The 19,057-nt window shown below is 39.5% G+C and carries 20 protein-coding genes and 1 other annotated feature; of the genes, 5 read left to right on the top strand and 15 right to left on the bottom strand.

The features are described 5' to 3' along the window. Window positions 1–95 precede the first annotated feature (95 nt). From CC204_RS12875 to CC204_RS12805, 15 genes are all read right to left on the bottom strand, one after another. Window positions 96–386 carry a ClpP family protease gene (locus tag CC204_RS12875; protein WP_088270536.1) on the bottom strand — a complete coding sequence of 97 codons (291 nt, stop codon included), beginning with the start codon at window positions 384–386 and terminating at the stop codon, window positions 96–98. A 158-nt stretch (window positions 387–544) separates the two neighbouring features. Further along, the gene (locus CC204_RS12870; RefSeq protein WP_069663217.1) at window positions 545–790 is read right to left on the bottom strand and encodes a Veg family protein; all 246 of its coding nucleotides are present in this window, start codon (window positions 788–790) and stop codon (window positions 545–547) included. 134 nt (window positions 791–924) lie between these two features. Then, window positions 925–1,485 (bottom strand): sigma-70 family RNA polymerase sigma factor, encoded by a 561-nt coding sequence (locus CC204_RS12865; RefSeq protein ID WP_088270535.1) that lies wholly within the window; start codon window positions 1,483–1,485, stop codon window positions 925–927. Between the two features lie 91 nt (window positions 1,486–1,576). Next, entirely contained in the window at window positions 1,577–2,107 is a 531-nt protein-coding gene (locus CC204_RS12860) for an NYN domain-containing protein (protein ID WP_088270534.1), read from the bottom strand. 67 nt (window positions 2,108–2,174) lie between these two features. Continuing rightward, entirely contained in the window at window positions 2,175–3,023 is an 849-nt protein-coding gene (gene rlmB / locus CC204_RS12855; RefSeq protein ID WP_373285339.1) for a 23S rRNA (guanosine(2251)-2'-O)-methyltransferase RlmB, read from the bottom strand. Further along, window positions 3,007–3,402: a Mini-ribonuclease 3 gene (locus CC204_RS12850; protein WP_088270532.1), complete on the bottom strand. Its 396-nt coding sequence runs from the start codon at window positions 3,400–3,402 to the stop codon at window positions 3,007–3,009. Before CC204_RS12850 ends, rlmB begins: the two co-directional genes overlap by 17 nt. Continuing rightward, entirely contained in the window at window positions 3,399–4,811 is a 1,413-nt protein-coding gene (gene cysS, locus CC204_RS12845; RefSeq protein ID WP_088270531.1) for a cysteine--tRNA ligase, read from the bottom strand. Before cysS ends, CC204_RS12850 begins: the two co-directional genes overlap by 4 nt. Further along, window positions 4,795–5,343 (bottom strand): serine O-acetyltransferase EpsC, encoded by a 549-nt coding sequence (gene epsC, locus CC204_RS12840; RefSeq protein ID WP_088270530.1) that lies wholly within the window; start codon window positions 5,341–5,343, stop codon window positions 4,795–4,797. The genes cysS and epsC overlap by 17 nt, the downstream gene beginning before the upstream one ends. Window positions 5,344–5,402: 59 nt before the next feature. Continuing rightward, window positions 5,403–5,603: a binding site (T-box leader), on the bottom strand. Window position 5,604: 1 nt separating this feature from the next. Further along, window positions 5,605–7,062: a glutamate--tRNA ligase gene (gene gltX / locus CC204_RS12835; protein ID WP_088270529.1), complete on the bottom strand. Its 1,458-nt coding sequence runs from the start codon at window positions 7,060–7,062 to the stop codon at window positions 5,605–5,607. Window positions 7,063–7,077: 15 nt separating this feature from the next. Then, the gene (ispF, locus tag CC204_RS12830; RefSeq protein WP_088270528.1) at window positions 7,078–7,551 is read right to left on the bottom strand and encodes a 2-C-methyl-D-erythritol 2,4-cyclodiphosphate synthase; all 474 of its coding nucleotides are present in this window, start codon (window positions 7,549–7,551) and stop codon (window positions 7,078–7,080) included. 9 nt (window positions 7,552–7,560) lie between these two features. Beyond that, window positions 7,561–8,286, bottom strand: a complete 726-nt coding sequence (ispD, locus tag CC204_RS12825) for a 2-C-methyl-D-erythritol 4-phosphate cytidylyltransferase (RefSeq protein ID WP_088270527.1) — start codon at window positions 8,284–8,286, stop codon at window positions 7,561–7,563. Continuing rightward, window positions 8,273–9,415, bottom strand: a complete 1,143-nt coding sequence (locus CC204_RS12820) for a PIN/TRAM domain-containing protein (protein ID WP_088270526.1) — start codon at window positions 9,413–9,415, stop codon at window positions 8,273–8,275. The genes ispD and CC204_RS12820 overlap by 14 nt, the downstream gene beginning before the upstream one ends. Before the next feature lie 82 nt (window positions 9,416–9,497). Further along, window positions 9,498–10,868 (bottom strand): DNA repair protein RadA, encoded by a 1,371-nt coding sequence (radA, locus tag CC204_RS12815; protein ID WP_088270525.1) that lies wholly within the window; start codon window positions 10,866–10,868, stop codon window positions 9,498–9,500. A gap of 122 nt (window positions 10,869–10,990) precedes the next feature. Then, a complete protein-coding gene (locus CC204_RS12810) occupies window positions 10,991–11,470 on the bottom strand; it encodes a dCTP deaminase/dUTPase family protein (protein ID WP_088270524.1) in 480 nt (159 codons plus the stop codon). A gap of 120 nt (window positions 11,471–11,590) precedes the next feature. Beyond that, window positions 11,591–12,967 carry a hypothetical protein gene (locus tag CC204_RS12805; RefSeq protein ID WP_088270523.1) on the bottom strand — a complete coding sequence of 459 codons (1,377 nt, stop codon included), beginning with the start codon at window positions 12,965–12,967 and terminating at the stop codon, window positions 11,591–11,593. 297 nt (window positions 12,968–13,264) lie between these two features. Here CC204_RS12805 and serC point away from each other — a divergent pair, with 297 nt between their 5' ends. The 5 genes from serC to CC204_RS12780 all read left to right on the top strand — a co-directional run bounded on the left by serC (window position 13,265) and on the right by CC204_RS12780 (window position 18,931). Next, window positions 13,265–14,356: a 3-phosphoserine/phosphohydroxythreonine transaminase gene (serC, locus tag CC204_RS12800; RefSeq protein ID WP_088270522.1), complete on the top strand. Its 1,092-nt coding sequence runs from the start codon at window positions 13,265–13,267 to the stop codon at window positions 14,354–14,356. Next, a complete protein-coding gene (locus CC204_RS12795; RefSeq protein WP_088270521.1) occupies window positions 14,357–15,544 on the top strand; it encodes a 3-phosphoglycerate dehydrogenase family protein in 1,188 nt (395 codons plus the stop codon). After that, window positions 15,544–16,782 (top strand): DUF1015 domain-containing protein, encoded by a 1,239-nt coding sequence (locus CC204_RS12790; protein WP_088270520.1) that lies wholly within the window; start codon window positions 15,544–15,546, stop codon window positions 16,780–16,782. The genes CC204_RS12795 and CC204_RS12790 overlap by 1 nt, the downstream gene beginning before the upstream one ends. An 87-nt stretch (window positions 16,783–16,869) precedes the next feature. Next, window positions 16,870–17,664: a glutamate 5-kinase gene (gene proB, locus CC204_RS12785; protein ID WP_088270519.1), complete on the top strand. Its 795-nt coding sequence runs from the start codon at window positions 16,870–16,872 to the stop codon at window positions 17,662–17,664. Window positions 17,665–17,683: 19 nt separating this feature from the next. Then, window positions 17,684–18,931 (top strand): glutamate-5-semialdehyde dehydrogenase, encoded by a 1,248-nt coding sequence (locus CC204_RS12780; protein WP_088270518.1) that lies wholly within the window; start codon window positions 17,684–17,686, stop codon window positions 18,929–18,931. The last annotated feature ends 126 nt before the right edge of the window (window positions 18,932–19,057 follow it).

The raw sequence follows: 19,057 nt of genomic DNA, 5'->3' as shown, positions 1-19,057 counted from the left end.
GTTTTTTATACAAAAAAACCTGAAGATAAAACCAACGATCCGCTTTATCTTCAGGTTATTTTGTAGATACCTATGGGAACACTATATTTCTATACTTACTTCATTTCACTTCTATTTTTATTTGCGGACCCATACTCTAGAGCCGCTTCAGCACTCAACCAATAATCTCTAGCGGTATCGTTTCTCACGTGTTCGATATCTTTACCTGATTCTCTTGAAATCAGCTGATTGATTTTTTCTCGTGTACGAATAATTTCTTTCGCAGTAATTTCCAGATCCCTAGACTGTCCTTGCGCGCCGCCGGGAGGTTCGTGGATCATAAGCCGAGTATTGGGAAGGCAATAGCGTCGTTCTTTTTCACTGGATAAATAAGCGCTCCAGCACAAACATACTTCTCTTCACTCAATAAAAAGAGGATGAAAAAATAGAGGAGATGTTACTCATCGAGTGACATCTCCTCTCATTAAATTCCAGATAAACAATGGTAAAAAAGTAATGATTGCTTGAAGTTAAGCACTTCTGTCTATCTTCTTTAGACTATTTTTTAGACAGCTTCACTAACAAACTCAATCTCCACTGTGCGAGTCAGCACATCTGAGTAACTATAAGAAACTCGTTCAAATGAGTTTTCATCTGGATCTAAATCTACAACGAAGACAGATGGATACGTTTCTGTCAAAATACCTTTACGTTCAGTTTGACGCTTTCTGCCGGTCTGAGCAACTAATGTGATTTTGCTGCCGATACGACATTCTAAATCTTTTTTGATTGACGCTAAAGTTGTTGGCATTGCATTCACCTCAAACTCCATTATAACACATAGAGATAAAAATTTCAAGTTTACCATAGCAGAAAATGAAATGCAACTAATTCTATCTCATTTAAGATAATTATTTCATGTGAATTTCCTCTAAGATTCTCATTTTAATCATAAATAATCGATTTCAATTTCTTTTTTGCTCGATCATAGGCACTTCTGACTGTGACTTCGCGGCTTGCAGTTGCCTTTGCGATTTCTCCAATCTCTTTACCATTCATAAATTCCTGAAATGTCGTTCGTTCAAACGGTGATAGCACTTGAGGTAATTCTTCCAGCTTTTCTCTAATGATCATCTGTTCCAATGCGTCTGAAGCTTCAGCACTCACATAATCAAAAAATGACTCTCCTTGACTTTCCATTTTTTGATCTAACGAAACAGATTGCACATCTACAGTCCGTTTGACTGCACACTGCTTTCGTACCAGGCTGCGAATATGATTTTCAAAGTTTGACTTGAAAAATTTCCCAATCGAAACACTATAGGTTTCTTCATATTTTTCGAGAGAACGATAAAAAATAATTCGTCCTTCCTGGAGCCAGTCTTCTCTGTCGAAGTCCTTCAAATAGTATTTTTTTCTAAAATTGTACACAAGTGGATGATATTTTCGATATAATCGATCAAACGCCATCCCATCTCCTTTTAAAATGTCTTCATACTTGCCCATACCCTTTTCTCCTTTCAAACATTTTCTTCCATGGAAAATGTTTGGAGAAAGCGTACCATTAACCTCAAAAAAGAGAGAAGCGAACAAACGTTTAATCTTTCTTTTTAGATAATTCGTCCATTTTATCAGACAATTTTGACAATTGTTCTAAATTCCAAGGAGAATTTCTACGAAAATCTTGAAAGTGGATGTCTGTTGCATGAATCGCTATCGTACGCTCAGACTTTTTAACACTTTTATACAGCTCATTTGCAGAGGTTCGTAAAGCCCCTTTAGAGAAAACTAACCATTGCTCTGCCAAATCACTTGTTGCAACAGTCACTTGGGTCAATCGATCATTTTTTTCTCCTGCGATTCGTTCAATGTAGCTATCGGCCGTTTCATCTTCTTTAGTGAAAATAACTGTTAATTGATACTTTTTATAGGTTTGCTGGATTCCTGGAACCAGTTGCGCATCGAAGACAACGATCACTTCTAGATCCTCATATTTTGCATAGTTAGAGAGACGATTCAATAAAACTTCTCTAGCATCTTCTAGTTTGTTTTGATTCTTCAATTTCACCAGCTCAGGCCAAGCACCGATCATATTATAGCCATCAACGATGAGTAATTGCTTTTTCATCTTTTATTTTCACCTTCTTTATTATTAGAATAAACGACCAAAATATTTTTTCAGCTCTTGATATAATCTATAACGGATTACGACCTCGATAAACTTCATACATCAGCAATCCAGCAGCAACACCCGCATTTAAACTTTGGACATGTCCTGTCATCGGAATCGTCAATAACTCATCTACTTCTTTATGCAACCCCTGACTCATCCCACGACCTTCATTACCAATGATCAATGCGATCGCTCCTTGGGTATTCCACTGGCGATAGTCCGTGCCTTTCATATCTGTGCCAAAGATCCAAAAATCATGCTCTTTTAAGGTTGCAATACTTTGCGCTAAATTCGTCACACGAGCAACTGGAATATATTCTACAGCACCTGTTGATGCTTTGGTCACGACCGGCGTGATACCGACTGCTCGATGTTTCGGGATGATGATCCCATCCACTCCTGTTGCATCTGCGGTTCTTAAAATAGAGCCAAAATTATGCGGATCTTCCAAACTATCCAAAATCAAGAAAAATGGCGTCTCAGTCTTTTCTTTCGTCTTTGTTATCAAATCATCCAGCGTCAAATATTCATAGGCTGTGCTCGCCAATACGATCCCCTGATGCACCCCATGATCTGTCAGTGTGTCTAATTTTTGTTTGGGTACCCATTTTACTGGTACTGCATGTTCTTTTGCCAGAATTTTAAGCTGTTCGACTTTTTCGCCTTTACTGTCTTCTTGAAGGAACAATTTGTTGCCACGCCCTTGCTGGATCGCTTCGATCGTCGCATGGTTTCCGAAAACAAAATTATCTTCAACAGCTTCTTCAGTTGGCTTGCGGTCTTTTTTGACAGCTTCTTTTTTAAATCCCGGCTTCCTTTTTTGTTTGCTATCTTTGAATGCACGTTTTTTATCATTACGCATCTTTTTCACCTACTTTTTTGATACACCAGTCGATCAATTCTTCCAGGCGTTCGGTTTGTTTTGTTAAATGAAGATACCCCATCAAAGACTCAAACCCTGTAGCTATGCGATATGTCGTGATATCCGCATTTTTTGCTGAGGTGTGGCTTTTGGCATTACGTCCTCGTTTATACATTGTTTCTTCTGTTTCATTCAAAAGCTTTTCTTCCAACATTCCTTGAATCAAAAAAGCTTGTGCTTTAGCCGATACATAATGTGTCGCCATCCGGTGCAGCGTATTGGGTTTTGTTTGGCCTTGCTCTACTAAATAATCACGAATGTAGATTTCATAGATTGCATCCCCTACATAAGCCAGCGCTAAACCATTCAATTGCGTATAGTCTCTCATTCACTTCTTCTCCATCTAGTTCCCTGGGCAGTATCTTCCAAGGTTATTCCTTTATCTTTCAGTAAATCACGAATCTCATCACTGCGGGCAAAATCACGGTTCTTGCGTGCCTGATTCCGTTCTTCTATCAATTGATCGATATCATCATCCAACAGTTCATCTGAGAGGAAATAAATCCCAAAAATACTCAGCCATTGTGTAAACTGATCTAGTGCCTTATCTGTAACGATTGCTGACACAGTTTCTTGTTCGCTATATTGGTTCAGCCATTTTGAGAGTTCATAGACTACTGTGATCCCGTTTGCTGCATTGAAATCGTCATCCATTTCTGTTTTAAAACGTGTTTCTAACTCAGCTAACTCTTGTATTCGCAGCTCATCTTCAGGCAAACTTGCCAAGGCATTTTCTTTCCTAAATGATAAATTCTCAAATGCATTTTTTAATTTCTGAAGATTGACTCCAGCTTCTTTGATTGTTGTTTCACTGTAACGAATTGGTCGGCGGTATTGTGTCGTCGCCATAAAGAAACGCAGAATTTGCGGATCGATCTTTTTTGCCAACTCATGAACTGTCACAAAATTTCCCAGTGACTTACTCATTTTTTCATCGTCTTCACCAATTGTCACATAGCCATTATGCATCCAGTAATTAGCGAATGTTTTTCCTGTTTTTGCTTCACTTTGGGCGATTTCATTTTCATGATGAGGAAACTCTAAATCCTGACCGCCTCCATGAATATCAATTGTATCACCTAAATGCTTCGTTGCCATTACAGAACACTCGATATGCCAACCGGGACGTCCAGCTCCCCAAGGTGAATCCCAAGAAATCTCGCCTTCTTTAGCACCTTTCCATAAAGCAAAATCCAATGGGTCTTCTTTTAATTCTTGTTCTACTCCTGTACGCTGACTGGCTCCGACTTCAAGTTCATCGATCGATTGATGGCTAAGTTTTCCATAACCATCAAATTTACGTGTTCGATAATAAACATCGCCCTTTGATTCATACGCATATCCTTTTTCGATCAACGCTTGAATAAACGTCAGAATGTCCGGCATATGATCCATTACCCGTGGATGACTGGTTGCAGGCTGCACATTCAACGCATGGGTATCCTCTTCAAATGCCTGAATAAAGCGATCAGCCACTTCTGGTGCTGTGATCCCTAATTCATTCGCGGCACGAATGATCTTGTCATCAACATCGGTAAAATTGGACACATAATTCACATCATATCCGCGGTATTCTAAATAACGTCTAATGGTATCAAAAGCGATCGTGCTGCGGGCGTTTCCAATATGAATGTAATTATAAACCGTTGGTCCGCAGACATACATCCGAACTTTACCCTCTTCTATTGATTGAAAGGTTTCTTTTTCTCTTGTTAGTGTATTATAAATTTGAATCATCTTTCTCCTCCATTCTTTTTCCTTTGATTCTAACAACTTTTGCCGGCACCCCTACCGCAGTTGCATCATCAGGAATGTCAGTCAGCACAACAGCTGCCGCACCGATTTTCGCCCGTGCACCGATTGTGACTGGTCCAAGAATCTGTGCATGTGCGTGGATCATTGCTCCTTTTTTGACTGTTGGGTGACGTTTCCCTGTGTCTTTTCCTGTACCACCTAAGGTAACCCCGTGAAACAATACAACATCTTCTTCAATTTCCGCTGTTTGGCCGATCACAATACCCATGCCATGATCAATAAAAACCCCTGACGCAATCCTTGCTCCCGGATGAATCTCTATCCCCGTTAAAAAACGCCAAAACTGAGCGTGGATTTTTGCCAACAAATACAATCGATGCCGATAAAGAAAGTGAGAAAAACGATGCCAGAACAATGCATGCAACCCTGGATAGGTAAGCAATGCCTCCAAAGTCGAGCGCGCTGCCGGATCATTTTTTTTAATAGCTTCAACGGCTTTTTTTAACCAACCCATAACTTTTACTCCTTTCTTTTTGATATCAAAAAAACGTCTTTTAAACGAAAATCATTCGTTTAAAAGACGCTTTTGCGTGGTTCCACTTTTTTTCACAGGTTTCCCTGCCTCAAAACAGATAACGGTTGTTGGCCGTTTTCAGCTACTTGTCGCTGAAACTATTCAAAGATGCATTTCAAAAAGAGCTGACAACTGTTTTCACCATCCACAGTCTCTCTAAAGACACTCGCTTTTTTACTTCTTCTTCTCGATATATTTTTATTATAAAACTTTGTTTAAATGATCTAACGCTTTTTCTTTTCCTAAAAGCTCAATTGTATCTCCTAGTTCAGGACCGTGCATTTGGCCTGAAACAGCTACACGGATTGGCATGAACAAGTTCTTGCCTTTGATGCCTGTTTCTTTTTGAACAGCTTTGATCCCAGCTTTGATATGCTCAACATCCACAACATCCATTGCTTCCAGTTGTGCTTTGAACGCTGCTAATACTGTCGGTACTGTTTCTCCTGCCAAGACTTCTTTAGCCGCTTCATCTAAAACTGGATGTTCATTGAAGAATAAGCTTGATACTTCAACGATTTCAGCAGCGTAACTCATTTGTGGTTGATATAGGCTAACAACTTTTTTCAACCATTCAATTTTTTCTGCACTTGGGTTTGCTTCGATACGTCCATCCACTACTAAATACGGAATACACATATCTGTCAGCGTGTCCAGGTCTAATTGTTTCATATATTGATTATTGACCCATTCAAGTTTCTTACCATCAAACGCAGCTGGTGATTTGCTTAAACGTTCTGGATCGAAGATTTTGATCAATTCTTCTTGCGAGAAGATTTCGTCTTCGCCAACAGGTGACCAGCCTAGTAATGCAGTAAAGTTGAACATCGCTTCTGGTAAGTAGCCAAGCTCACGATATTGTTCGATAAATTGTAAAATCGATTCATCACGTTTGCTTAATTTTTTCCCTGTTTCAGAATTGATGATCAATGTCATGTGTCCAAATTCAGGGGCTGTCCAGCCGAACGCTTCATAAACCATTAACTGTTTTGGAGTATTCGCAATATGGTCATCCCCACGTAAAACATGTGTGATCTTCATCATATGGTCATCTACAGCTACAGCAAAATTATACGTCGGCATACCATCGCGTTTTTGAATAACGAAATCACCGCCGATATTATCTGATTCAAACACAATTTCACCTTTGACCATATCATTAAATGTATAAGAAGTATTTCTTGGTACACGGAAACGAATCACTGGCTTAAGGCCTTGTGCTTCTTTTTCAGCTTGCTCAGAAGGTGTTAAGTCTGCACATTTACCAGAGTAATGAGGCATTTCCCCGCGAGCACGTTGTGCTTCTCTTTCCGCTTCTAATTCTTCTTCCGTACAGTAGCACTTATATGCACGATTGCTGACTAATAGTTGATCGATCAATGGTTGGTAAATTTCGCCACGTTCTGATTGACGGTAAGGTCCATACTCACCAGGTTTTTCAGGAGACTCATCCCAATCCATTCCTAGCCACGCTAAGTTTTCTAGTTGGCTTTTTTCGCCGTCTTCAATATTTCTTTTTTGATCCGTATCTTCAATACGGATGATAAAATCGCCATCATTGTGACGAGCAAATAAATAATTAAATAGTGCTGTTCTTGCATTTCCGATGTGTAAATGTCCAGTTGGACTTGGTGCGTAGCGTACACGTACTTTTGACATTGTGCATTCCTCTTTCTATTTTTCAAGTAAAGCGACCGCGATCGCTCCCATACCTTCTTCATGACCAATAAAACCCATTTTTTCCATTGTTGTTGCTTTCAAATTGATTTGATTTGTTTCAATTTGACAAGCTGCAGCGATGTTTTTTTTCATTTGCTCCAAATGCGGCTTCATTTTTGGTTGCTCAGCTAAAATTGTACAATCAATATTGCCAATAGTAAAGCCAGTAGCTAAAACTTTTTGATTTGCCTCTTTCAGCAGCTTGATCGAATCCGCATCTTTAAACTCTGGATCTGTATCTGGAAATAAATGACCAATATCTCCTAAGCCAGCAGCACCTAAGATCGCATCCGTTATAGCATGCAATAGAATATCCGCATCAGAATGTCCTAATAAGCCTTTTTCAAATGGCAACTCTACGCCACCAATGATCAATTTACGTCCTTCGACTAGCTGATGGACATCAAATCCTTGCCCAATTCGTATCATTTTTTTCACCTAACTTCTTTTTCTTTTCACGATTGCTTCACCGATCAACATGTCTTCAGGCGTTGTGAGCTTGATGTTTTCATAGCTTCCCAATACCATAGATACTGGCAAGTTACTATATTTTTCGATCAACGAAGCATCATCCGTTCCTAAATATTGCTCTTTTTCCGCTTGTTCATGCACGGCTATTAAGTCAGTGCCATAAAAAGCTTGTGGTGTTTGGATTTGCCATAATGTTTCACGTGGAACCGTTTCTTGAACGAAACCGTCAACAACACGCTTGATCGTATCTTTAACTGGAACACCTAAAATTGCAGCTCTAGTTTCAACAACCTTGCGATGGAGTGATTTTAACTGTGCTAAAGTAACAAAAGGTCTAGCACCATCATGGACCATGACGATATTTTCTGGATTGAGCAGCATCTTCAATCCATTGTGAACACTATATTGACGCTCACAACCACCAGATACGATCGTTACGGGACAATGTTTTTTCTTGGTTTCTTTTTTTGCCATAGCTGCTAATAGATCCTGCTCATCTTCTTGCGTTACCAAAATGATGTGTTTACAAGCAGGATCATTCAAAAATGTCTGCAGTGAATATGAAATAACCGGCTTGCCGATCAAATGTAACAAAATCTTATTACGACTGGCACCCATTCGTTTTCCTTGCCCTGCTGCTAACAAAATAACTTCATAATCCAGAGTTTTGTCTCTCGTTTTAGCTCTTTTCATGGGCTTTTTTTTCTTCTTTACTATCATCGATCCCTCTGCCGGAATGCGCTGGTTTTGCGAAAATCATCCGACCGGCAGCAGTTTGTAGCGCGCTTGTCACAACTACTTGGATATGTTCATTCATATAATGCTGTCCATCTTCCACAACTACCATTGTGCCGTCATCTAAATACGCAACGCCTTGTTGACGCTCTGTACCGGCTTTTACGACCATGACATTCATCGTCTCTCCTGGAATCACTACTGGTTTGACTGCATTAGCTAGGGCATTGATATTCAAAACAGGGACATTTTGAAATTCAGAGACTTTATTCAAGTTATAATCATTGGTTACAACAACACCATCTAATAGTTTTGCCAATTTGATCAGCTTACTATCGACCTCAGAAATATCTTCAAAATCACCATCGTACATTTCGACAGAAATGCCATCTTCTTTTTGTAAAGCATTTAAAATATCCAGTCCACGACGTCCGCGCACGCGTTTCAAGCTATCACCAGAATCGGCAATATACTGCAATTCATATAAAACAAAGTTAGGAATCAAAATAACCCCTTCTAAAAAGCCTGTTTTAGCAATATCGTAAATTCTACCGTCAATGATGACACTTGTATCCAAAATCTTATACTTATGGAAACGATCTTCCACTTTGCGCTCTAAAACTTCCCCGTCATTTTCATTCTGTAGTTTCTTTTGTTTCGGAGTAAAAATCTTGCGCCACTCATCGATTCGTGTGGTTCCCATTCGAAAACCAAGATAGCCAAAAATGATCATAACTAAGATCGGCAATACACTATTCACAAAAGGAATATTCAAATTGTACATCGGAATCGAGATGATCGCTCCAATGATCAGTCCGATGATCACACCGACACTTCCAAATAAAAGATAAGTCAAACTCAACTCATTTAATGCCGCTTCTATTTTTTTAACGCCTGATACAATATACTTCGCTAACCCTAACGATAAAATAAAGAAAATAAGTGCACCAATCAAACTGTTAGTAAAGTTATTGTTCAGCCATGTATTATCCGCTTGCTGCGCCATTTCCCAAGCCATTGGTAATAATGAAATACCCAGACTTGCGCCAACGACGATCATCAGCAACGTGACGACACGTTTTTGCATAGATCCATCCTCCAATATAGTCTTATTTAAAGAATACAGGCAGACCCCGTCTAACTGCTTAGACCGAGTGCTACCTTGTACTCTATTGAAATACTTTTCTTAATGTTTCACCGATCGTAGCCACACCGACGATTTCGATGCCTTCAGGCGGTGTCCATCCGCCTAAATTGTTCTTTGGTAAATAAATTTTAGTAAAGCCCAGCTTTTGCGCCTCACGCACACGCTGTTCAATACTATTCACACGACGAATTTCGCCTGTCAAACCAATTTCACCAATAAAACACTCTGTCGGTTTTGTGCCGTTTTCTTTATAACTCGATGCAATACTGACTGCAACAGCTAAATCGATCGCTGGTTCATTGATTTTTACACCGCCAGCAGCTTTCAAATAGGCATCTTGGTTTTGTAACAATAGACCTGCACGTTTTTCCAAAACAGCCATGATCAAGGACACTCGATTGAAATCTAACCCTGTCGTTGTTCGTTTTGCATTCCCAAACATCGTTGGAGTGACTAGCGCTTGAACTTCAACTAAGATCGGTCGTGTTCCTTCCATTGCTACGACGATCGCCGATCCTGTTGCATCAGCTAAACGCTCCTCCAAGAAAACCTGAGAAGGGTTGGCTACCTCTTCCAAGCCGTGTTCTCTCATCTCAAAAATTCCGATTTCGTTTGTAGAGCCGAAACGATTTTTAACGGCTCTTAAAATTCTAAATGTATGATGCTTATCTCCTTCAAAATATAACACCGTATCAACCATATGCTCCAGCATTCTAGGACCGGCGATCGAACCTTCTTTTGTAACATGACCAACGATAAAAATAGCGATTCCGTTGGTCTTAGCCAGCTTTAAAAGCTCTGCTGTCGTTTCTCTCACTTGACTGACACTACCGGCAACACTTGTCACATCCGGCTGCGTCATCGTCTGAATAGAATCGATAATTACATAGTCTGGTTCCAATTTTTCAATCGCTCTTGAAATCTCTTTCATATCGGTTTCAGCATACAAGTAAAATTCCGTATCGATCGCACTTAGTCGCTCAGCGCGCATTTTGATTTGCTCTGCACTTTCTTCTCCAGAAACATAAAGAACTTTCCCACCGCTTTCTGCAAGTTGTTGAGAAACTTGTAAAAGTAACGTTGATTTACCGATTCCTGGATCTCCACCGATCAAAACTAATGATCCTGGAACGACTCCACCGCCTAACACACGATTCAGCTCCATCAATTTCGTTTTGACTCTTGGTTCTTTTTTTGGCACCACTTCCGCTAAACGCTGCGGCTGTGTCTTTTTCCCTGTCAAACTTACCCGAGCTCTGCGGTCTGTTGTATCTTGGATCACTTCTTCTGTCATCGTGTTCCATTGCCCGCAGTTAGGACAGCGGCCTAAATATTTTGGGGAGATATATCCGCAGGTCTGACATTCAAATTGAACTTTTGCTTTTTTTGCCATCTGTCTATCTCCTCGTTTATTCTATTCCTTCATTTTATCATACAATAGGTACCTTATACTAAGACTAGCCATCAAAAATATGGTAGAAAAGCAGTCACTTATGATCGTTATAGATCCCTGCTTTAATTTTTACCGGACGAGCCAAATCCGCCAGTTCTTTCTTTTTCTACGGTATCGACATCAGCTAATAGAAATGGTTTAAATATTCCTTGTCCAATTCGTTCACCTTTTTTGATCACCATGTCTTCATAGCCAAAGTTAATGAACTGGAACATGATGTGCCCTTCGTTTCCCTCATTATTGTAATAATCACGATCGATCACGCCGACACCATTGGCCAACATCAAAAAACGTTTCAATGGATTTGATGAACGGCTGACTAATTCTAAATATTCATCTTCAGCCATGTAAGCTTTAATTCCAGTCTTGACGAGAACTGGTTTTGGAGCAGCTCCCTGTTCTTGCAATTTCCAGATACTTGGTACAATTACCTGTTCTGCTGCTTCAAAGTCATAACCCGCAGCACCTTTTGTCGCGCGTTGCGGAAGTGAGACCTCTTGATCTTTATAGCTAGAAATAATTTCAAATCCTCGTTGTTTCATTAAAAAGCTCCTCTACTTGTAAACTATTTTTATTTTACCATATTCCCAAGGTTCCTAGCTTAGTTTTATAGTATCTTTAATATTCTCTTGTGCTTTTTTACTGTTTTCACATCAATTAAACTAATTTTTGCTCTTTTTAGCACTTGAATCGTCTTTGAACACGATAAACCCAATTAATACAAAGAATAAAATAAGGCCTATCAAACTGATGACATGAACTATTTCAACAAGATGAACGGCTACAGAACTTGCTGTTCGGTGTCCAGTGATCTGCAGGACTGTTTTTACTGGTAGATTTTCTTGTTTAGCCAGTACCCACATTAAACTCATCATCAACAGCTGATGCGTTATACTGCCTTTGGTTTGCGTACTATACTTTGTAATGATCCGCTGATCTTGAGGTAAAATCTCCTCCTGATAATAATTTCGATTCAAAAACGCACCTGTTGCATTGATCGTACAGCTTAACAGAAAGATCCCAACTGGAAATAATGTAGATGAAAAAAGAAACGATAGTGACAGAATATAACTGCCTAAATGAACGATTTTCGGATCGACCGCAGAAAACAGACGGTACAAAAGTTTGATAAAAGCAGCTGCACCAATGATACCCAAAACATAGGGCAAATATAAATTTACTAATAAACCGTTCGCTCCTAAGCGTAAAGCTACGTAAAGCGTACCAAACAGCATCAAGAAATTCATACACATTCCATTAGCAAATGTCAACAGATTCAGCCATAACGGTAGTTTCCAAGCTTTTCTTTGACGATTCAAATACCATGAGGCAATCACAAACAACACTGAAAAACCAATGATCCCAATATCTAAAAGCTGAGAATCGAACAGTAAACGTGCTGAACGAATAAATAGCAACAACACAAAAAAGCTTAAGAATAAAAAGAACTCTTTTACCGAAATAACCTGCTGATCCACTTCATTAAAATCAATTTCGTAATCAGGATAATGTCTCACAGCATAATATGCAGCTGCATAAAGAATAACGTATTCACTCAAAACCAGGGAAGTTCGCCATTCCTTAGCCAATGTTAGTGAAGCAACCAGAACGCCCAAAATCAATAAAATGAAAACATATTTCCTCGCAATCGCCGTCGAATGCCCCTGATTTTTCTCATGATAGTTGACCGTCGTATTCGCTGCTGGAAACCAAGAGGCGCTAAGACCGATCAATACAGCGGAAAATAAATACGCTGGAAAATAAAACTGACCCAAAACACCAATAAAACAACCGACACCTCCAATTAAAGTGGAAATAATCAAAACATTAAAGTTCGTCAGTGCTAGCTTGAAACTCTTCAACAAGAAAATTCCCGTCATCCGAAATGTATAAAATAAGACAAAGGGCAGTGCCTTCTCCCAGGTCAGCCCATCATTCAAATTCAAAAATAGAAAATAAGGGATAATAATAAGTGTATTCGCTAAAATAAACGGCGCCACTTGTACAGCACTAAGCGCGATTTCTTTTAATTTCGTCATGTTGTGTTCTCCTTTGAAACTGTTTGTATGTAGGTAGTCTACCACGTTCATCAGAAAAGTAAAATCAACCACGAAGCAAAATGGCTCAGTTATTGATAGATACGCAAAAACAGCAGATTTTCATTCTATTTTGATAGAAATTTTAGTTACTTTTACTCCTTTTGAAAATATTTGTGAAAAAAATATCGAAACTTACTTTTTAATCTTTTTTTAATCTAAGCTTTCTGTTATAATGGTTTTCACATTTACTATACAATAATAGTGAATGAAAGAGCATATCAAAGGAGAGATAGATGTATGAAAACTGTTTATAATTTTTCAGCTGGTCCCGCCGTGTTACCAAAAAGTGTTTTGGAAAAAGCCCAATCCGAATTGGTGAACTATGAAAACAGCGGCATGTCCGTAATGGAGTTGAGTCATCGTTCCTCCCTTTTTGAAGCTATTATTGAAGATGCTGAAACGTTACTCAGAGAATTGATGAATATTCCTGATAATTATAAAGTACTGTTCTTACAAGGCGGTGCTAGTACACAATTTACGATGATCCCTTTAAACCTTGCGCAAAACAAGAAAGCCTTATACGTCAATACAGGATCTTGGGCGAAAAAAGCAATCAGCGAGGCTAAGAAGATCGACAATGTAGCCGTTGAAGTGATCGCTTCTAGTGAAGACCAAAATTTCACCTATATCCCTGAAATCCGTAGAGAAGATATCCCGCAAGATGCTGCTTACGTGCACATCACAACGAATAATACGATTGAAGGGACAACCATTTATGATTTACCAGATACTGGCGATGTTCCTATTGTTGCCGACATGTCATCAAACATTTTATCTATCGATTACAATGTAGCTGATTTTGGCTTGATTTACGCTGGCGCACAAAAAAATATTGGTCCAGCAGGTTTGACGGTCGTGATCGTTCGTGAAGATCTGATCGGTCAGGCAGATGTCTTAAGCGCTATGTTAGATTACGATATTCATGCGAAAAATGGTTCTATGTACAATACACCGCCAACCTATAGTATTTATATGGCAAAACTTGTCTTTGAATGGATCAAAGCACAAGGCGGAGTTAGCCAAATGGAGAAACAAAATAAGGAAAAAGCCGCACTTTTATATGACGAGATCGAGGCATCTAACCTATTTTCTTCACCAGTTGCTAAAAAAGACCGCTCGATCAATAATATTCCATTTGTGACTGGAAGCGAAACTCTTGATAAACAATTCAATCAAGAAGCATTGGCCGCTGGCTTTGAAAACCTCAAAGGTCATCGTTCTGTCGGCGGTATGCGCGCTAGTCTCTACAACGCATTTCCTAAAGCTGGAGTTGAAGCCTTGGTCACATTCATGAAAAAATTTGAAGCAGAAAATGGAGGAACAAAATAAATGTATGATATTAAAACATTCAATGCTATTGCTCCAGTTGGGCTAGCCCGTTTTGATGAGCAAAACTTTACGATAAATCAAACTGAAACCCCTGCTGGTATCATCCTGCGCAGTCAAAAACTTCATGATTATGACTTTCCTGATTCTGTGCTAGCAGTTGCTCGAGCAGGTGCAGGCACCAACAATGTCCCCGTTAAACAATGTACAGAAGACGGCATCGTTGTCTTTAATACGCCTGGCGCGAATGCCAATGCGGTAAAAGAATTGGTCATCGCCTGCTTATTATTATCTGTCCGCCCAATTTTAAAAGGAGCAAACTGGGTTCAAACACTAACTGGTTCAGATGCTGAAGAGCAAGCAGAGGCACAGAAAAAGCAATTTGCTGGCACCGAGCTTGAAGGAAAAAAATTAGGCGTGATCGGTTTAGGTGCCATTGGCGCGATGGTCGCGAATGACGCTTATCGCTTAGGAATGGAAGTAACCGGCTTTGATCCTTTCGTTTCTGTTGATACCGCGTGGAGTATTTCTCGACGGGTCAAACGGGCGCAAAGTATGGAAGAAGTATTAAAAACCTGTGATTTTATTACTATTCATGTTCCGTTATCAGAAAATACACATCATTTGATCGGCAAAGAACAATTGAAGCAAATGAAAAAGACAGCAGTTCTTTTAAACTTTGCCCGTGGTGAATTAGTGGAAACAACTGCTGTCCTTGATGCAATCGAACAAGGAGAAATCGGCAATTTTGTCACTGATTTTGCAGACGAACGTTTATTGAACAACGAAAACATTTTAGTTTTACCTCACTTAGGTGCTTCAACAGAAGAAGCAGAGGTCAATTGTGCGAAAATGGCGGCGCGAACATTGAAGAAGTTTTTGGAAACAGGCAACATTAAACGCTCTGTTAATTTTCCAACGGTAGAAATGAGCTTCAACTCACCTTATCGTTTAACGATCATTCATAGAAATGTGCCAAATATGCTTGGTCAAATCTCAACCAGCATCGCTACATTAGATATCAATATCGATAATATGATCAATCGCAGCCGTGATGATTATGCATATACTATTCTTGATATTGCTGAAACAGATGAAGACAAGATTGCTGCTGCCGCCGCAAAAATTCAAGCATCAGAAAACATCATTCGTGTCAGAACTATCAAAAATACTGAGGCGGTGAGTTATTAATGGTTATGATCCATCCATTCAAAGGAATTCGTCCTTCCGAAAAATTTAGCGTACAAATCGCAACGCTGCCTTATGATGTTCTAAGCTCTCAAGAGGCAAGAGAACTGGGAAAAAACAATCCCTATTCTTATCTACACATTGATAAAGCTGAAATCGATTTGCCTGAAAGTTTGTCTCCTTATGATGATCAAGTCTATGCAAAAGCTGCCGACAACTTACAAGCTTTTTTACAAAAACAATGGCTGATACAAGATGACCAGCCACTCTTCTACCTTTATGAATTGACCATGAATGGTCGAGCACAAACAGGGCTTGTCGCTTGTACAGCAATCACTGATTACACTGATGGAAAAATCAAAAAACATGAATTTACACGACCAGAAAAAGAAATCGATCGCATCCGTCATATCGAAGCTTGTGATGCAAATACCAGCCCGATTTTTCTGACCTATCGCCGCAATCAAACGATTCAAGAAATGATGGACTTCTGGAAAGAAACACAAGCACCAGTCTATGATTTTACTGGTTTCCACGATGTTATTCATCGAGTATGGCTGATCGATGATGCCCATGTGATCGAGCAATTAGAAACAGCATTTGCTCAAGAAGTTCCTGCATTATACATTGCTGACGGACACCATCGGACAGAGTCCGCAGTCAAAGTCGGACAAAAGAAAAAAGAAACGCAACCTAACGCACCTGAAACAGCAGAGTTCAACTATTTTTTATCAGTGATTTTTCCAAAAGAAGAACTCGAGATTCTAGATTACAATCGAATTTTGAACGTTCCGATCGAAGCTGATTTCTTTACGCGCTTAGAAAAGATATTCACTGTAGAAAAAGTTGAAACAGGTAAACCTGATCAACCAAAAACATTTGGCATGTATATAGCTGGACAATGGTATCAACTAATAGCCAAAAATAGCATCTTGTCAGACGATCCAGTAGATGGGTTAGATGTTTCTCTGCTTCAAAATCACGTATTCGCCGATATTTTTGGGATTCAGGATGTCCGAACAGATAAAAGAATTGATTTTGTTGGAGGCATTCGCGGAATGAAGGAACTGGAACAAGCCGTAGATAGCGGTGAATGGACAGTCGCTTTTTCAGTTTATCCAACAACGATGGATGACTTGCTGAATGTGGCAGATGCTGGAAAAATCATGCCGCCAAAATCAACGTGGTTTGAACCAAAATTATTAAGCGGATTATTTGTTCATGATTTAGAGACAAAATGAGCAGAAAGCTGTAAAATAGAATTAATTTAGATGTTGAGACAAGACGAACCGTTTTGTCTCTTCATTAGTATCTATGTGAGGTCAATCATGCGAAAACAATTAAAAGAATCAAAACGAATCGTGATCAAAGTCGGAACAAGTACCTTGATCTATCCGAATGGAAATATCAATTTAAGTGCCATCGACCAACTGGCGTTTACCTTGACTGATTTACAGAATCAAGGGAAAGAAATTATTTTAGTTTCCTCTGGAGCAATCGGTGTTGGCTTGAATAAACTAAATATGGACAAGCGCCCCCCGACCATTCCTGAACAGCAAGCAGTCGCTGCAGTCGGTCAAGCAGAACTGATGAACATTTATAATCAACGCTTTTTAACGTACAGCCAGCAAATCGCTCAATTATTATTGACACGAGATGTCATTGAATTTCCAGAAAGCCGCCTGAATGTGATCAATACGATGGAACAATTGCTTAAAATGAATATCATTCCGGTCATCAACGAAAATGACACGGTGGCCATCGATGAATTAGATCATTTGACTAAATTTGGCGATAATGATCAGCTTTCAGCAATCGTCGCACAACTCATTCAAGCAGATGCCCTGATCATGTTATCAGATATCGACGGTTTCTTTTCTGACAACCCGAATACAAACAAAGAGGCCACCCTTTTTTCTGAAATCAACGAAATCAATGAAGAGTTGTTACAATTAGCAGGCGGTAAAGGCAGTCGTTTTGGTACTGGAGGCATGTACAGTAAATTAAAAGCAGCTGAACGTGTCCTTGAATATAACGGCGCGATGATTTTAGCCAATGGCAAACAACCCAAAATAATTTTTGATATCTTAGACGGTAAAATGATCGGTACATTATTTATTTAGTTTGAAAGGAGATTGCTTTATGACTGATTTAAATATATTAGGAAAACAAGCAAAAGAAACTGCTTATCAGCTCGGCTTAATGGACACAAAAGTAAAAAATGACTTATTACTGCATATGGCAGATGAACTAGAAAAAAATACTGACCTCATTTTGACAGAAAATCTAAAGGATCTGGCACAAGCCAAAGATAACGGCATAACAGACGCAATGTTGGACCGTTTGCGTTTGACTGATGGGCGAATCAAAGAAATGGCGGACGGTATGCGCCAAGTGGCAACCTTACCTGATCCGATCGGAGAAGTCGAGAAAATGTGGAAAAATGAAGATGGCCTGATGATCGGTAAACAACGTGTTCCTTTAGGCGTTATTGGCATCATCTATGAATCCCGTCCGAACGTTACAACCGATGCCGCCAGTCTATGCTTTAAAACAGGAAATGCCGTTATTTTACGTGGAGGAAAGGAAGCCTTCCACTCAAATAAAATTTTGGTCGAAGTATTACAAAATGCGCTAAAACAACAAAATGCTTCTCCTTTTGCGATTCAATTTGTTGATGATACTTCCCGAGAAACGGCGCAAAAGTTAATGAAACTAAATGACTATCTTGATGTGTTGATTCCTCGTGGCGGAGCCAATCTGATCAAAACAGTCTTAACGACAGCCACTGTTCCCGTGATCGAAACCGGTACAGGGAACTGCCATGTTTATATCGATAAAGATGCGCAACTAAAAATGGCGACAGATATCATCGTCAATGCAAAATGCCAGCGCCCTTCCGTCTGTAATGCCGCAGAAACCTTGTTGATCCACCAAGATGTCGCTGCTGAATTTTTACCAGTGATTGAAAAAGCATTGGCTGAATATGAGGTGGAATTACGTGCGGATGAGCGAGCAGGAGCAATTTTTTCTCATTCTATCCCTGCAACTGAAGTTGATTGGGAAACAGAGTTCAATGACTACATCTTAGCTGTCAAAGTCGTTGATTCTTTGGAAGAAGCCATCCAGCATATCAATCATTACAATACAAAACACTCGGAAAGTATTGTTAGTGATAATTATTTTGCGACACAACAATTCTTGAAGCAAGTGGATGCTGCAGCTGTCTATGCAAATGCCTCTACTCGTTTTACCGATGGCTTCGTTTTCGGATTTGGTGCAGAAATCGGGATCAGCACTCAAAAACTGCATGCTAGAGGACCAATGGGCTTAGCAGAGCTGACCTCTACGAAATATATCGTTTATGGCGATGGCCAATACCGCAAGTAAGGATTTACACAGATCTGAGTAAGAAAAGAGTGCGTGATAAAATTAAACATCCGTTTTGTCATGCACTTTAATTCTAAACAAACGCTTTTGTGTTAGTCTCTTTATCCCAATTGCTCGACCCTAAGT

The organism is Enterococcus wangshanyuanii, assembly GCF_002197645.1.
GTDB lineage: Bacteria > Bacillota > Bacilli > Lactobacillales > Enterococcaceae > Enterococcus_L > Enterococcus_L wangshanyuanii.
Note: the sequence above shows the minus strand (reverse complement) of the source record. Positions and strands in the feature narration are given on the sequence as shown.

Excerpts from the sequence above, each read along its gene's own strand:
- CC204_RS12865 (WP_088270535.1), bottom strand. The coding sequence starts at position 1,485 with ATGGGCAAGTATGAAGACATTTTAAAAGGAGATGGGATGGCGTTTGAT.
- serC (WP_088270522.1), top strand. The coding sequence starts at position 13,265 with ATGAAAACTGTTTATAATTTTTCAGCTGGTCCCGCCGTGTTACCAAAA.
- CC204_RS12790 (WP_088270520.1), top strand. The coding sequence starts at position 15,544 with ATGGTTATGATCCATCCATTCAAAGGAATTCGTCCTTCCGAAAAATTT.
- CC204_RS12795 (WP_088270521.1), top strand. The coding sequence starts at position 14,357 with ATGTATGATATTAAAACATTCAATGCTATTGCTCCAGTTGGGCTAGCC.
- radA (WP_088270525.1), bottom strand. The coding sequence starts at position 10,868 with ATGGCAAAAAAAGCAAAAGTTCAATTTGAATGTCAGACCTGCGGATAT.
- CC204_RS12780 (WP_088270518.1), top strand. The coding sequence starts at position 17,684 with ATGACTGATTTAAATATATTAGGAAAACAAGCAAAAGAAACTGCTTAT.
- CC204_RS12810 (WP_088270524.1), bottom strand. The coding sequence starts at position 11,470 with ATGAAACAACGAGGATTTGAAATTATTTCTAGCTATAAAGATCAAGAG.
- CC204_RS12805 (WP_088270523.1), bottom strand. The coding sequence starts at position 12,967 with ATGACGAAATTAAAAGAAATCGCGCTTAGTGCTGTACAAGTGGCGCCG.
- CC204_RS12850 (WP_088270532.1), bottom strand. The coding sequence starts at position 3,402 with ATGAGAGACTATACGCAATTGAATGGTTTAGCGCTGGCTTATGTAGGG.
- CC204_RS12860 (WP_088270534.1), bottom strand. The coding sequence starts at position 2,107 with ATGAAAAAGCAATTACTCATCGTTGATGGCTATAATATGATCGGTGCT.
- CC204_RS12870 (WP_069663217.1), bottom strand. The coding sequence starts at position 790 with ATGCCAACAACTTTAGCGTCAATCAAAAAAGATTTAGAATGTCGTATC.
- epsC (WP_088270530.1), bottom strand. The coding sequence starts at position 5,343 with ATGGGTTGGTTAAAAAAAGCCGTTGAAGCTATTAAAAAAAATGATCCG.
- cysS (WP_088270531.1), bottom strand. The coding sequence starts at position 4,811 with ATGATTCAAATTTATAATACACTAACAAGAGAAAAAGAAACCTTTCAA.
- proB (WP_088270519.1), top strand. The coding sequence starts at position 16,870 with ATGCGAAAACAATTAAAAGAATCAAAACGAATCGTGATCAAAGTCGGA.
- ispD (WP_088270527.1), bottom strand. The coding sequence starts at position 8,286 with ATGAAAAGAGCTAAAACGAGAGACAAAACTCTGGATTATGAAGTTATT.
- gltX (WP_088270529.1), bottom strand. The coding sequence starts at position 7,062 with ATGTCAAAAGTACGTGTACGCTACGCACCAAGTCCAACTGGACATTTA.
- ispF (WP_088270528.1), bottom strand. The coding sequence starts at position 7,551 with ATGATACGAATTGGGCAAGGATTTGATGTCCATCAGCTAGTCGAAGGA.
- CC204_RS12820 (WP_088270526.1), bottom strand. The coding sequence starts at position 9,415 with ATGCAAAAACGTGTCGTCACGTTGCTGATGATCGTCGTTGGCGCAAGT.